The organism is Wolbachia pipientis, from assembly GCA_023052945.1.
Taxonomy (GTDB): domain Bacteria; phylum Pseudomonadota; class Alphaproteobacteria; order Rickettsiales; family Anaplasmataceae; genus Wolbachia.
In genome coordinates this window covers 760166-774542 of record CP095495.1, presented here as the reverse complement: position 1 = coordinate 774542, position 14377 = coordinate 760166, and the positions used below count along the sequence as shown (strand labels likewise).

At 32.6% G+C, this 14377-nt stretch carries 14 protein-coding genes; 5 read left to right on the top strand and 9 right to left on the bottom strand.

Annotated features, from left to right (window positions below; genetic code table 11):
• Window positions 1-9: 9 nt before the first annotated feature.
• On the bottom strand, window positions 10-1245 hold the full coding sequence (locus MWH06_03750; GenBank protein UPA55701.1) for a hypothetical protein: 1236 nt from the start codon (window positions 1243-1245) through the stop codon (window positions 10-12).
• Window positions 1246-2133: 888 nt separating this feature from the next.
• Between MWH06_03750 and MWH06_03745 the strand changes: the two genes are divergently transcribed.
• The 4 genes from MWH06_03745 (at window position 2134) to MWH06_03730 (ending at window position 7764) form a co-directional block, all read left to right on the top strand.
• Window positions 2134-3495, top strand: coding sequence for a hypothetical protein (locus MWH06_03745; GenBank protein UPA55700.1), 1362 nt, complete (start codon window positions 2134-2136; stop codon window positions 3493-3495).
• Between the two features lie 9 nt (window positions 3496-3504).
• Window positions 3505-4080: a hypothetical protein gene (locus tag MWH06_03740; GenBank protein UPA55699.1), complete on the top strand. Its 576-nt coding sequence runs from the start codon at window positions 3505-3507 to the stop codon at window positions 4078-4080.
• The gene (locus tag MWH06_03735) at window positions 4077-5981 is read left to right on the top strand and encodes a hypothetical protein (protein UPA55698.1); all 1905 of its coding nucleotides are present in this window, start codon (window positions 4077-4079) and stop codon (window positions 5979-5981) included. Before MWH06_03740 ends, MWH06_03735 begins: the two co-directional genes overlap by 4 nt.
• Window positions 5982-6309: 328 nt before the next feature.
• Window positions 6310-7764, top strand: a complete 1455-nt coding sequence (locus MWH06_03730; protein UPA55697.1) for a hypothetical protein — start codon at window positions 6310-6312, stop codon at window positions 7762-7764.
• Between the two features lie 694 nt (window positions 7765-8458).
• On the opposite strand, the gene MWH06_03725 is transcribed toward MWH06_03730, so the two are convergent.
• The 4 genes from MWH06_03725 to MWH06_03710 form a co-directional block, all read right to left on the bottom strand.
• Entirely contained in the window at window positions 8459-8635 is a 177-nt protein-coding gene (locus tag MWH06_03725; protein UPA55696.1) for a hypothetical protein, read from the bottom strand.
• Window positions 8636-8933: 298 nt separating this feature from the next.
• Entirely contained in the window at window positions 8934-9338 is a 405-nt protein-coding gene (locus tag MWH06_03720) for a helix-turn-helix domain-containing protein (GenBank protein UPA55695.1), read from the bottom strand.
• A gap of 34 nt (window positions 9339-9372) precedes the next feature.
• Complete coding sequence (locus tag MWH06_03715; protein ID UPA55694.1) at window positions 9373-9705, bottom strand: helix-turn-helix domain-containing protein; 333 nt, start codon at window positions 9703-9705, stop codon at window positions 9373-9375.
• Between the two features lie 51 nt (window positions 9706-9756).
• Entirely contained in the window at window positions 9757-10680 is a 924-nt protein-coding gene (locus MWH06_03710) for a hypothetical protein (GenBank protein UPA55693.1), read from the bottom strand.
• A gap of 198 nt (window positions 10681-10878) precedes the next feature.
• Between MWH06_03710 and MWH06_03705 the strand changes: the two genes are divergently transcribed.
• Window positions 10879-11952, top strand: coding sequence for a hypothetical protein (locus MWH06_03705; protein ID UPA55692.1), 1074 nt, complete (start codon window positions 10879-10881; stop codon window positions 11950-11952).
• Window positions 11953-12251: 299 nt separating this feature from the next.
• On the opposite strand, the gene MWH06_03700 is transcribed toward MWH06_03705, so the two are convergent.
• The 4 genes from MWH06_03700 to MWH06_03685 form a co-directional block, all read right to left on the bottom strand.
• Window positions 12252-12614, bottom strand: a complete 363-nt coding sequence (locus MWH06_03700; GenBank protein ID UPA55691.1) for a helix-turn-helix domain-containing protein — start codon at window positions 12612-12614, stop codon at window positions 12252-12254.
• Window position 12615: 1 nt separating this feature from the next.
• The gene (locus tag MWH06_03695) at window positions 12616-12909 is read right to left on the bottom strand and encodes a helix-turn-helix domain-containing protein (protein UPA55690.1); all 294 of its coding nucleotides are present in this window, start codon (window positions 12907-12909) and stop codon (window positions 12616-12618) included.
• Window positions 12910-13012: 103 nt separating this feature from the next.
• On the bottom strand, window positions 13013-13672 hold the full coding sequence (radC, locus tag MWH06_03690) for a DNA repair protein RadC (protein ID UPA55689.1): 660 nt from the start codon (window positions 13670-13672) through the stop codon (window positions 13013-13015).
• On the bottom strand, window positions 13665-13829 hold the full coding sequence (locus MWH06_03685; protein UPA55688.1) for a hypothetical protein: 165 nt from the start codon (window positions 13827-13829) through the stop codon (window positions 13665-13667). The genes radC and MWH06_03685 overlap by 8 nt, the downstream gene beginning before the upstream one ends.
• Window positions 13830-14377 lie beyond the last annotated feature (548 nt).

The window sequence follows — 14377 nt, the reverse complement described above, 5'->3', positions numbered from 1 at the left end:
ACAGAAACACTATACTTTGCTTCTAATATCAGTAACTTTCTGTTGTACAGCTTCCACATCTAATGATGAACTTGGTAACTGATTATCACCTCCTCCACTATCTAATTGTCTGCCTCTAATTCTAGTAAATATTTCATATATTGACCTATCTTCTTCCATAATAGAGTGCATTTGCTCTTGATTAAGAGATTTAATAATTTTCGGCAATACCTTAATATCCGCATTCTTTTTTATCAGACAAACAATCCTATTTCTAGATGCGTATCCGATACTCAACTCATCTAAAAAGTGTTGTCTATGAGCTTCAAAGCCAGGATGATTCCACATAGAAGAGAGCATGTCACTACCAGACTTAATAAAACTATCATCTGGTACAGAAACAAGTGAATCCAATGCTCCAAACATCGATGTACTATAACCTTCAGGAGATAAATCTTCTGACTTTAAATTTTCAAATAGCTTTTTGGCACTTTCGAAAAAGTAACTTCCTGTGAGCTTACTTAACGTATAATGATACTTATTTTGTTTAAAATCTCTTTTTAATAATTCATGATATCTGTTAGGATCAAGATGACGTAGGCAAAAATCAACCATACCAACATCATCAGTAGAAAAACGTCCTTTATTGTATGCTACTTCCATTAATAAATCTTCTTTCCTTTTTGAAGATACAGAATCGATAGATTGTAGCTTATTCCAAAAGAATTCTAAAGCTTCAACATGCTTTTCTAGCATCGCACATTTAAAAGCGTAAACGTACGGATGTTCATTATTTAATTCTAACTGATGTTCCTGATTATTTATGGCATGTGACCAGTAGATCATTAAAGCCCCTTTATTACATCCTTTAACTAAACTCTCTACTGGCTTGCTACCTAATGTTGATTTAAATTCTTCAAAAATGGCTCTTATCTCGTCCTCAAAACAACACCAGCAGGCAATTCTGTAACGATCAAAGGAATCAAGAAGAGATTTCTGTCCATCTTCAGCTTTCAAGCCTAACAATTTTTTCCCTAGTGAATACCTATCAAGCTTAACATGATCTAAGGTGTCATCGGCTTTCCAACAAATTTCGCTTTCTAAAATTTCCTTAACAAAGGGTGTTATTATTGTCCTATCCCATTCACGCAATAATGTCTGATATGCAATACAATACCTCTTAATCTCTAACTCTTTAAACCCTTTATGAGGATCATCTTCTTTGATAGAAGTCAATAATACCCTTTGTACATTTTCGTAATCCATACCTAATCCTTGTATCTATAATTTAATATATTTTAGGCATATTACTCCATCTTAAAAACTTGTCAATCACTATTTTAGAAAAATCTTCTAACCTAAAGTAATTTTCGGTAAAAGGCTCTTAACAGGCTCAATATATGATCTTTTATTCGCTTTTAAGGCCTGTTTTTGTTATAAATTCACCTCAATTCTTTTTTTTCTTAACTCTTAAATAAATTAATGTTAATTTAGTATTGTATATCACTAAAAACTTAAACGATACAACCATTTCCAGCGCTCAAAACCAAGGGCCGTGAGAGCTTTTCGTTTTGGGATCATGTGGTCTACTGCTTGTTCTATGCGAACTTTTCTTTATAGTAACTTGACTATACCCTAAAATTAGCCGTATTAGACCACTTTTACTAAATTTGTGTACGAACTAATTTGTCTAACTTTATTACAACAATTTTGCATTTTTATTTACACAACCCTATTTTTTGCAATTTGTTCTCACAAACATAGGTACTTTTTTCGCGCTTTTGGAAAAAGTAAATAAATAAATTCATTGTAACACTAAATATATGTATTTCTTAAAAATTACAATTAAGGATAAAGTAGCCAAGTTTCTTGATCAGGTAAAAGAATGTCTTAATAATTGCTAAGTTACTAAAGAGGAGAAAATAACCAAATGGAAGTACTATGTTGCTCCTTATCTTTGCATAAGCAAGATGTATATAGAAAATTCCTTATGATTGTAGATCTTTTATAAATTCCTGAAAGTCTTCAATCTATGACAAGATGTTAACAAAAAATTTACTGTTGTGAAATGGTAAAATTTGAAAAAAATGATTGTTGACAATAATAATTTATTATACTAAGAGATATATAAAAATATAAATGGGGGTAGTGAGTATGGAATCTGGTTTAGATCATAATTACAATGCAATACTCAGTAGATTAACAAGTACTGTCAGAGATGGTAATAAACAGACCGAAGCAAGAAAACGCTTAAGAATCGAAAGATGGTTAAGAGTTAATATTCAGTTGATTGAAGATTTTAGTGGAATAGAGCTAGAATTTTTCTCTGACATATTTTTTGATGATGTTTGTTGGGATGGAGTAGAATTAAAAAATAAAATTGTTGGCGCAAAACTGATCGAAGAAAAGAATCAAAATGGAAGAGAAAATCCACTTGATCTTTCTGATAGATATTACTTAGCATGTAAATATTGCTTAGAAGATATGGTACCTGGGTTGTTTGAGCAAGTATTTACGAAGTTTAAAAATAGCGCATTTGAAGAAAATATTTCTGATGATAAGCTAAAGGATGAGCTTTTGGATCATCATAAAGAGAGTAGCCCTATAAAGGCTTTTTGGTCTTCCCATATCGATAAACAGTCTGGAAAATTGAAGGAATATAAACCAGTTGAAGGTTTGAAAGAAGCTATAAAAATAAACTCTAATAAAAACTGGGGAGAAGGTATAGAGTTCTTTTATAATAAGATTCACAATGACAAGAGCATTTATAATAAAGGTGGTTTATTAATTAATGCGGCTTTATCTGCAGCAAGGGGTTACAAAGATACGGATATTTTAGAGTTTTGTCTACTACATATGAGTGATAACCAAAAGAATGAATTATTGAAAAGAGATCTTAAAGAAAATACATATCATGCAGTGTTAAGTGAATTAATTGATGGGTATTGCTTTAGCTCTTTTAAGAATTTATTTCACTCCCTCGAACCTAAAGCCCTTTCACCCAGGCAGTATGGAGTGATATTGTCATCTTTATCAGGAAAAATGCTTTTAAATTCAGATTTAGCTGAGCAAGCTAAGGAAGCTATCATGTACGTTTGGAAACATAAAAGTTTTGAGAAATGTAGAAAATCTGTATTTAAAGATTATTCAATTAAATATGTAGTTGCAGATTTGATTGTAGATTTGCGTAAAGAAGAAAAAGAGAAGGGAGTAAGAGAAATACTAGAAATATTGAAATATTCTGAGGTTACACAGAGACAAGAGCTCAAGGATTCTCTGATAAGAACAATGAGTGCATTACATGGAGTTGGTGAAGAGCAACTTACCAAAGATCAACAATTGATAAAAAAACTCTTTTCTGAATTAGGTAAGTTATCTGAGTGTGAGAAAGAGCATTCAGTTGCTCAAAGTAGTGGATCAGATATTGGAGCTGGCGAGCCATCTGGTTTGCCGCAAACAAATCTTAGCCTGACTGGTGTCCCACATAATGTGAAATTTTCAAGCCCTAGTAAATAGGGGAATTATATGCAAAGTACTACAGAGCCATTTGAATTGGTGCAGCTTTTATTGATGGAAAATACATCAAAGGACGAGTTTTTGGATTTTCAAAAGAGATTTCAGTCATTTATTGATCAGTCTCCTTCTTTTTTACACTCAGTTGGAAAGAAAGGCTTTTTCCCTAGTTTCTTTTTTGGCACTTTTACTACTTTGTTGGATTCAGGTCTTGCTGACTTTAGAGATGTTAAGGTTAAGGAAATTTGCTTTCGTTTTGATGATCATGGTACTTTGAAGCTAGCTGTATTAACTGAAGATTCTAAGACAAAAAGTGAAAAAATAATCTGTATTGCAGTATCTGATAAAGAGAATGCTAAATTAGAATTTGATCGAGAAGAATTGGCAAACATAGATTGTCATTTCTTTTTTGGCCGAGGTCAAGATCAAAAAGTTCAGTTAAGATATGAAAAACATACAAAAGTTGGATATGGTGTAACAATTGAGAAGGAGAAAAAGAAAGTTGCTTGCAGTTCGATAAAACTTGATGGCCATGTTTCACCAGGAGTAAAAGAATTTACTTTAATAAAAAGAAAAAAGAAAACTTGAAAGACTTAATTGAAGAGTTAGCAAATAAAGGTCACGGGGAAGTAATAAATACGATGAAAGAAGTGCTTGACTATATTACTAGTATCTATAGTGAATATAAAAATAATAGAGAAATTAAAAAACAATTTGATGGTAAAGAATCAAGTTATCATGGTTTTTTAGCAGGATTCTTAATGAATTTCAAATATCGTTATCATCTAAAACTGTATCTTGAATTATTTGCAGGAAAAGGTCAGGCAGATGTTATTTTGCTTGTACGTGGCATTGATAAATCACTAAATGCTATTCCCATTATTATTGAACTTAAAGCAAAAACAGATGAAGCAAACACACCTCAAAGAGCAATGGAGCAAGTTCAAGGTTATGTTAAAGGGTCTTTTTCTAACTTTGTCAGAATGGTTACCTTAGCCAATGAAGTGGTTTGTGTAGGGTTGAATTTTGAAATGAATCGTGTTGCTAAATATTCACTTTATGCACAAGAATTCTTGGATAGAAAAAATAATTCTGTAGTAGAAAAGTTGCTTAGCATTCCTCAAATTATGGTATCAACTACTAAAACAGTGGAAGACCAACTAGGAAGTTCATTGAAAACTCGAGCAAAAGAAATAAATAAAGACGCTATAGAAAGTCAATTAGGAAAATTAGGTAAAGGAGAGGAAATTGGTGAAATAATAAAAAGCCAATTAATGGGTTTATTTAAAGAAAACAAAGATAAAGTTGATAAACAGCGTTTAAAGAAACTTTTGGAAAATTTACCTAATATTTGTGTCGCTCAAATCATAAGAAAACAGTTAGAATACCTATATTATGGAATCGTTTGGAGTAATGGAGGTAGTGATAATATACATTACGTAAGTCAGTTTATTTTAGGCCAGTTAATACTTATTTCTGATATGATTAAAGATGAGAAATCAAGAAAATATACTTTTATTTATAATAAGGATGGCAAAATGGTTGAAGGGTCACAAGCACGTCCAGAATCAGCAGAAGAAAGTATTGCAGATTGTGTTACAACTATAGTGTTAACTGTAGGCAAGAAGGTGTTTATACTCAACATAAACGAAAAAAATAAATTTGCATTGAGAATGCCAGATGGTAAAAGGATTCCAATTGAAGAAATTCAGAACATTAATGACATAAAAATACAAGAAATCACTTGTAATTTGTACAGTACACCTAGTAATAAGAACCCATTTAATCAATACTGTAGGGAGAATGAGGGATTAACAGTAAACACATACAACTCATTGGATGAATACAAAAGAAGTGGTGAAGCTTTTCAAGGTAATTTCTTACCACCAATTGGTCAAAACGAGAAGTTTAAGGTAGCTATGAAAGAAGCTATAAAATCTGGTGGTTATGGTAATTACAAAAAAGTATTTAAAGAAATTTCTAATATATTGTATCCTTTCAAATCATTAATAAACAATGAAGCTACATTTCAAGCTCTATTACATGGTTTATTTAGTAGCTACAGCGAAGATAATATAAAGGTTATTACTGAATTTCAAATAGGTGGTGGAGAGAAGTTGGACATTATGTTAATTATAAAAGCTACTGACAGAGCAAAAGAGTACCCTCCAGTTGGAATAGAGCTAAAATTTGCTAAGGTGGGAGAATTAAACAAAAAAGAAAAAGAGGCTAAGGATCAGTTGACAAGATATGAAAAAGGTGAAGCGTATAAGGTAATTACTGATGCTGACAAAGCGAAATTGATGTATGCTGTTTTTGATAAAGGCGCAGCAGATAAAGATTCTCTTATAAAAATTGGCGATAAGTTTGTAGATGTAGAGGTAAAACATAGTTCCGATATGATGCTTCCTAGTCAGCAACCAGCTAGTAATGTTCAGCAGCCAATTGCTCAGCAGGCAGGTCCATCTAAACGAGCATTTAATCGATGATTAGTTTAAAATAAATTATTTAAATAAGATAGGATGTAGGTAAATGCTAACCTTACTTTAGTAGTAAAAGGCATTTTATTACTGCATTTTAGTGAATTATATATTTTTTTTAAATTATCTTACTCCACTCTCTCAAAAAACAAGTGTAATAAACAACTCCAGAGGCTAGATGATAATAGTTACTAAAACAAGTATTTTCATAGCAGACCTCACTATAAAAATAGTACTTGAAAAGCTTTATCAAGGTATGCTATAGTCAATATTACATTGCATAATAATATAATAAAATTAAGTAAAGTTGGACAAAAGGTATTTCAAGGAGAGAGTTATGCCTATTCTATCTAAGCTATTGGATTCACAGCAACAAAATACAGAATATTTAAAGCACTCTGGTGGCCATTCAACTTCTGAAAATAATGTAGCAGATTTGGACGATTATAATTTGTTTGTTCAAGGAATAAGCAACCGTCCTGAGTTTTATGACTTTGATCAGACACATGAAACTGAAAAGACTTCTGACACATGTGTAGAGAATATATTGTCGTATCAAAGCAAAATTGATGACAGCTTAACTGATAACAGTGATTCAGATTTAGAAAGCGATTATTATTATCCTATTAGTCCAAAGGACTCAGCTTTGATGGACCTAGACTTACCATTAACCGGAGATGAGAAAAGTCTAATTGATGAATTTTGTAAAGAATTAGAAGATGTAGTAGCAAAAAATGATCAAGGTTATAGGGATAAGCATGAAAATTTTACAAACATTGCTTTAAAACGTATAGAGTGCATAACAAGTAAATATTTGCAAAAAGGGATAAGGCTCAATTCAAGATGTAACGATGATGAGTATACTATAACAAGTTTAATTTTTAAGGAAATAAGAAATATCCCTGATAGAATACGACAGCATAAGGGATTACCATCTTATGAGAGTTTATCAGACGATAGTGAGACTATAACAAGTTTAGTTTCTAAGGGAATAAGAGGTATTCCTGCCTATGAGGGTGTATCAGATGACAAAAATATAGGTATTATACGCAATATCATGAATAATTTACTATTAAAAGGTGGAAGGGTAAAACGCAGTTCCTTCTATGATAATAGGTTATTGTATGCAACTTATGGGTTCAGTTATGAGATTTTTGCAGAACGTGAAGAAATCGATAACAAGCTAAAAAGCGTAGCAAATGAAGGTATTATAAACAGTAGTGCCAAAGGCAAAGCTTTACACACAGAAATGGATAATGGATATTTTTATGTAAAATATTCGCAAGATAGCACTGTTGAGGTTGCAAAAGTTACAAATAATCCAAAAGTGAAAGATTTAAGTTTTAGACATCATATATTTCATATTGGAGAGAGTATAGTAAGAATTGAAAATGTAGGAGGAAAAAGAAATTATACAGATGTCTTAGGAGATGGCATTGAAATGTCTTTTACTACTGAAGTGGGAAAGATTAGTATTCATCTATATTCTAGTGATAAAGATAGTAATATAATAGAAGTAAAGCTTGATAGAGAGAGCCAAGAGAAGTCTGACAAGTTAAAAAATCAATCAAGTTTAGGGGAAAGTTGCCTTTTAGGAGGAAAAAGTGTTTTACAAGCTGTAAAAGATGGAAATTTTGAAAGAAATGCATCTATAGAGTCAAGTGAAACTATTAAGCAATTAGATTGTGTAGTAAAAGAATCAGATGCTCCGTCTACTCTTATGATGTCAATTGATAGTTTAGACCAGCCGCAAAAGATTGAATCTTCAAAAGAAATAATAGTGTGTTCATAAAGTCAACTAAAATTATTAAACAAAAAAAAAGGTTTTGGAGGGGTAAAAAAAATTGATATATTTTTAAAGCAAGATTCTTGGAGGTATTCAATAAACTATACGCTCAAAGCAAGGAGAAATAGCATGAGGATTTAGAGAAATTGAGTTAATAATTAAAAGATTATTCTAAAGAAACTATTTTCCTTTCTTGATGTTTATTCCTTTTTGGACATAACTTTTTGTGCTGGATTCAGGAAAGACTGGCTGCTTCACACTTTCTACTTTTTCGAGTTTTGTATTTGATTGAATTGACTTTTGTGATGTCCACAGAATTTCCTTTAATCAGACCAACTACATGATTCAGCGGAAGAAGGGCTATAAGAAACATTAGGCTCTTATGAAATAATTTTGAAGCTCTTAGGTCGTTTCACATATAAATTAAGATTATCACTATTTTTATTATATAATTAAGCTTTTAACACTGATTTCCCTCAATTTCTGGCACATCTATCTCCTGTGGCTTTTATAAATTAAGACGTCAGTCTATATAATTTCTCCAACTGCTCACTCCACAGCACCGGTATTTCTCTCAAATCAGCTAGCTTCAAACCTCTTGGCTGCCTCCCCTTTACTATATCTTCTTTAATCTTTGGTGCTAAATAATTTCACCTTTTCTTTCCCTATTAAGAACTTCACAAACTCAAGATTTTCATGGTTATAACTGACAGCATGGTGCACAGCCATCTTCTCGACGTACATAATTAACATTAGCCCCTTTATCAAGTTGAGCTTCTACTCCACTGCGGTCTTTTCTCTTGACAGCATCAAGAAGTAATTCATTTCTTAGTAAATTTTCAACTTCTTCATGTCCTCCATCATTTGCAAGTTCCAATGGTGATCTATTATTGGAATTTTTAATATCAATTCTTGCTCCTTTTTCTATGAGAAACTCTACAGCTGGTAAATGTCCTTCCTTGGCAGCATAGTAGACTGATCTGTGGTTTTAGAATTAATAAATGATTCTTGTTGTTGCTTTTCTATTAGAAGCTTTACAATCCCTATATTTTATGGTGCAAGTTTTTATTTTTAAAACATTATACTTTGTGTAGGGATAACTACACGCATCAAAGTTAAAGAAAATCGAAAGCAAAATGATGAAGAAAATGAAAGTTTAAGTTTTCTTCAACAAGTCAAGGAGAGAATTTACCCATTTGTGCTTTAAAGCCTGTGTTAGCAAGAGCCTTAATCACTAAATGAACAATTTCACGCAAAGTTTCATCTTTAATTTTTCTATACTCTCTTACTAATCTTGATATTTCTTCGCTGCTCACATCGCTACGGAAGGCCTTATCATGCAAGTCTTCAGAGGCTTTGGTAAAAAAATATGACATATCAACAGACAAAGCTTCTGCTAAATTATACAATCTATCAACTACAAGCCTTACCTCTCCGGTTTCATATCCTTGTATATGCTGAAATGAAATTCCAAGCTTTTTTCCTAAATCTCTTTGACTAAAGCCACACATTAACCTTCTTTTCCTTATTCTTTCACCTATTTGTTTATCAATAGGGTACTGTTCAGCTTGCACAATCATTTATTAACATCTTAATTTATATATCAAAGCAATACTAACTCTCATTGTAACTTTGAGAAAAAGATTTTACTAATATATAAACCGCACTACGTAACCTTTTGCTCTTAATCTCATTATATCCTTTGACTAGCTTTAACACCTCTTCATCGTAAACTTCATGTGAGCCGGCATGCACATCAGTAAAAAAGTTAGCAACATCAATCGATAGGGCTTTTGCTAAATCATATAATCTACTAGCCAAAACACAATTTGAGCCATTTTCGTACCTTTGTATCTGTCTATATGAGACACCTATTCTTTTTCCCAATTCGGTCTGCGTTAAACCATGATCTAGCCTTAATTGTTTTATCTTTTTACCTAATTGCACTTTTCACCTCTTATTCAAATTTACAACAAATTTTATGAAGTGGAAAAAAAGCTAGCAAAGTAATTGCTTTAATAATTTCTGCCTCTCGCTAATTAAATTGTTTGGCCTTACGTATTTTTTCTCAATTTCCCTCATCTCTTTTTCTCGTTCTGCAATGCTATTTCGTATTACTTCAGCCGAATATCTGCTTTTGCCAGATGCAAACTCTGATCTTAATCTTCTAACCTTATATTCGAGCTCAGCAAATCTTTCATGCTGCTCAAGAAGCTCTATCATGTGTTTGATTTCAGAATTTAGCTTTTTTTCCTCAACATCTCTCACAATAAAAGAAAGCAGAAGCTTATCTATTTGGTAATCAATATTTGGTTGAGTAGCAAATAGATTGATCATAGCTTTTACATCAGTAGGATTTGCAACTAATAAGCTAAAATTACTACATAAAAAACTATAGAACTTTATCGTCTTTACAAGATAATTTTTCATATCTTGTGATAATTGCAATTCTTTGTGAATTCCTGACAGCAATATTTTCAATTCTTCCAAGTATTCTACATCAAAATTACCTACTTCTGTAGGTAAAAGGATCATTAGCAGCTTTTTTACAAGCTCAACATCATTTGATTTTACTGCATTATAAAGAGCTTTATCCTTATCTTCTTTTAAATCATAAAGCTCTGACGAGTTATCTATGCTGAATAGATGTTCAGTATTTCCCTGAGGAGAGTAGATTAAAATGTCCACTTCTCTTAGCGGGTGGTCATCATTAAACTTTTCTAGTAACTGCTGATCGGTGGTTTCCTCTATTGCTACAGCAGCTTTACTGATCTTTTTCAGTTCAGAAACATTATCTCTTGAATTTTCAAGTATGTCTTTAGCCTTGTCTAGCAGCTGCTCATATAGAATTACTTTTTCTTCATCATCAAGTAGCTGACAATGCTTCTTCAGCTTTGCAGTGGAATAAGACAGGAGATCCATTTCTTTCAATTTTACAATCACAGTACCCAACTTTTATTGAAATTGAAATAATTTTTACGAGATATGTTTTTCTAGCGTAAATGCCCGTAAAGTTTGTTACTATAATTTATAGTAAATCAACAAGTCGTATAGTGTTAACAATTAAATAACATTTATCACGTTATGATCGAATAGTAATGAAATTAAGTGAGGGTTACAATGAAAAAAATAAATAGTAAAAAATTGTCTAGTAAAATGTTAAAAGCGGTAGAGCGAATAGCAAAAGAAGGGTTGTTACCTAATTTTATAAAAGCTGCTCCAACAGCAAATAAAAAGATTAGTAAATTACCTGTCTTAACATATCCTGAGGAGCTCAATCCATTTCAATCAGCTTTATGCAAAATAAGGCTAAGTGAATATGAAAATATGAAACTAAATGAATTTTTGGAAAAAGCTATTGCAGCTAAAAATATAAACGAGTTAAGTAAAGTTGTCGATGAAGCTTTGGATTTAGGAATAAGAATAAATGCTGCCAATAAAAATGGCTTTAGCTTCGCTAACGTTACAATGTTTAAGATGTATCGTGATGAATTCAAAGAAAATAAACAAGAAGATATAATCAGAAAGTTAGCCTTACATGGAGCAGATTTTAATGTACAAGTTGATAAGAAAATAGCTGAAAAAGTGCAAAAAGAAATTGAGCCACAAATATATAGTAGGCTCAAGAAACTTAGGGAAGTTGGAGAAGACGCTACTATAGAAGGAACTGTTGAAGATGTAGAAATTGATAATAAGACCTTCTATATTGAATTTTCACATAGCTGCATAGTTGATGTTGCCAAAGTTGTAGAAGGTGCAAAAAATTTGGGCTTAAGTAAAGGAGACTTAAACCTTGGCGGTAATATCATAAAAATAGGTGATGGTGAAGTTGAGGTCAAAACCGGGAAAGACGGTAAAAGAAATTATGTAGATATATCCGATAACAGCGCTTTTACAGTAACACTTTGCACTAGCCTAGGAGAGCTAAATTTAATGGTATATCACGATACAGAAGACTATCATCAAGTACAAGTTGAGGTGGAAGATGAAGAAATGTGGAATGAGTTGCAAAAAATAGGAGAAATCATAGGACAGGGGTGTTTATTTGGTGGAATGTCTGTTAAAGAAGCAGTAGAAAGAGGCAGTTTTACTAGGTGTGGAAGGTGGGGTGACCAAAATTCTAAAAGTAGTGAGACTTTTTCTTGGGTAAACAAATTAAAAGATACCAAAACGACATCTGTAGGACGTTCTTAATTGGAGGCTATGTAAAACATAGCCTTGAGGAATAAGCTATTGCAAAGACTTATATAAAGTGGTTCTTGAATTTTGATTAAAATTAGGGAATGTTAGATAATAAGATTAATAGCTTAAAGATTTTTCGTGAAAAACTTACCATAACTTGGTCAAGATTCTCCTTGAAAGACAAGAACTAACCTTTACTCCCTGAATTTGCTTTTAACTTGACACTTATGAACACTTCCCAAAATCACCATAAAAATTTACCTTGATTAGTATTGCTTGTAGAAGTGGGTTAGAGATGCATTTAGATATTATTATTTATTGGCAAGCGCTTTTGTTACTGAATGAACTATGTTACACAATGTTTCATCTTTAATTTTTCTATATTCTCTTACTAATCTTGATATTTCTTCGCTGCCCACATCGCTACGGAAGGCATTATCATGCAAGTCTTCAGAGGCTTTGGTAAAAAAATATGACATATCAACGGACAGTGCTTCTGCTAACTTATATAGCCTATCAACTATAAGCCTTACCTCTCCAGTTTCATATCCTTGTATATGCTGAAATGAAATTCCAAGCTTTTTTCCTAAGTCCCTTTGGCTAAAACCACACATTAGCCTTCTTTTCCTTATCCTTTCACCTATTTGCTTATCGATAGGATGTTGTATGGTCATTTTACGTATCAGAACTACGTAACCTTTTGCTCTTAATTTCGTTATATCCTTTGACTAGTTTTAGTATTTCTTCATCGTAACTTTCATGTGAGTCAGCATGCATACTGGTAAAGAAATCAGCAACATCAATCGATAGGGCTTTTGCTAAGTCATATAGTCTACTGGCTAAAATGTAATTTGAACCATTTTCGTACCTTTGTATCTGTCTATATGAAACACCTATTCTTTTTCCTAATTCAGTTTGTGTCAAACCACAGTATAACCTAAGTTCCTTTATTTTTTTGCCTAATTCCACCTTTCATTACTAATTCTAGCTGTTCAAGCTTACATTAAATTTTTTAATTTATGAAGTAGAAAAAAAGAAGGAAAGTTAGAGAACTTTCCTTCTGGTTTACAGATTACAATAAACCACTGTCATAAAAACTAAAGTGGCTCTTTTGTGTTACGATTATATGATCTATCAATTTCATTCCTACATTTTCACAGGTTGCAGCTAATGTAAGTGTGTTATCTTCATCCTCCTTTGATGGCTCTATATCTCCGCTTGGATGATTATGTGAAATTGCAATAGATGCTGCATCAATCAGTAATCCCTGTTTTATTATTTCCCTCACATACAGAGGTACTCTGTCTATAGTTCCACAGTCTTGAATATACTCATATATTAAATGACCACTTCTATCTAAGTATATCACTCGTAAGCTTTCCTTTCTTGACTGCCCTATTGCTGCTTTAAAGTATTTTAGTAGCTCTTCTCTATTATCAAGAATCGACAGCTTTTTTAACTTACCTTTCAATATCCTATCAAAAATCTCTTTCAGGCAAAAGATACTTGCTATTGCTCCATCGTTCATTCCTGTAACATTTTTTAGCTCATGAAAATCAGCATTAATTACTCTCCCTAAACTACTAAAGAGCTCCATTAGCTTTTTGGCAACTTCTCTTCCTTCTGTGTATGCAGATAGATTACGTTCCAGTAGCTCATAGTCAAGCAAAGATCTACCTCTGCTTGATAGAATACGAGTTTCTAATTTCTCTTTTCTCTCACTATTATTCATAAAAACCTCCAAGATCAACATTATATACAAATTCAACGCCAGCTTTCTGACGCAGTAGTTCTCGAGGAATAACCCTTTTGAACTCTAAATTTGCAATGTTGTCCTTGTTGCTTGGGCACTGGGATCCAGCTTCTTTTTTTCTAGATCCCAGTGTCACGCACTGGCTGTAGCCCTACGTCATACCGCCGCGGTATCTCTTAACATAGATCCCGCTAACAAGTAGCGGGATGACGAATATACTGCCACGAACCGTCATACCGCCGCGGTATCTCCTTAGCATAGATCCCGCTAACACGTAGCAGACCGTCATACCGCGATTCATTCGCGGTATCTCATCCGCTAACAAGTAGCGGGATACTTGACCTTTACAGGGATGACGGTTGTCGGTAGGCCTAAATTACTTTAGCCATAAATATTTAAGAAATTCACCAAACAAAAAAAAGGCAAAAGAAGCCCTAGTCATTGTCTATTTTCAGTATTGGCGTTTTTTAAGTCTTAAACGCTGCAATTTAGCTGCTTTTAAACGGCAACTAACCTTAGCTTTAATATTTAAGAAATTTACTAGGCAGAAAAAAAAGGCATAGAAAACCCGTGGTAGCTAGTTATTACACTCTCTATTTTAAAATTTGACGTTGGGTGATGTCTTGAACGCTTTATAAGCGCGTTTCAGCTTATGTAGGTAAAAACCTAGAAATTTTATAAAGA

What these genes read in the sequence shown, in the direction of transcription:
- MWH06_03740 (UPA55699.1), top strand. Translation starts at nt 3,505, where the DNA reads ATGCAAAGTACTACAGAGCCATTTGAATTGGTGCAGCTTTTATTGATG.
- MWH06_03705 (UPA55692.1), top strand. Translation starts at nt 10,879, where the DNA reads ATGAAAAAAATAAATAGTAAAAAATTGTCTAGTAAAATGTTAAAAGCG.
- MWH06_03730 (UPA55697.1), top strand. Translation starts at nt 6,310, where the DNA reads ATGCCTATTCTATCTAAGCTATTGGATTCACAGCAACAAAATACAGAA.
- MWH06_03710 (UPA55693.1), bottom strand. Translation starts at nt 10,680, where the DNA reads ATGGATCTCCTGTCTTATTCCACTGCAAAGCTGAAGAAGCATTGTCAG.
- MWH06_03720 (UPA55695.1), bottom strand. Translation starts at nt 9,338, where the DNA reads ATGATTGTGCAAGCTGAACAGTACCCTATTGATAAACAAATAGGTGAA.
- MWH06_03745 (UPA55700.1), top strand. Translation starts at nt 2,134, where the DNA reads ATGGAATCTGGTTTAGATCATAATTACAATGCAATACTCAGTAGATTA.
- MWH06_03700 (UPA55691.1), bottom strand. Translation starts at nt 12,614, where the DNA reads ATGACCATACAACATCCTATCGATAAGCAAATAGGTGAAAGGATAAGG.
- radC (UPA55689.1), bottom strand. Translation starts at nt 13,672, where the DNA reads ATGAATAATAGTGAGAGAAAAGAGAAATTAGAAACTCGTATTCTATCA.
- MWH06_03750 (UPA55701.1), bottom strand. Translation starts at nt 1,245, where the DNA reads ATGGATTACGAAAATGTACAAAGGGTATTATTGACTTCTATCAAAGAA.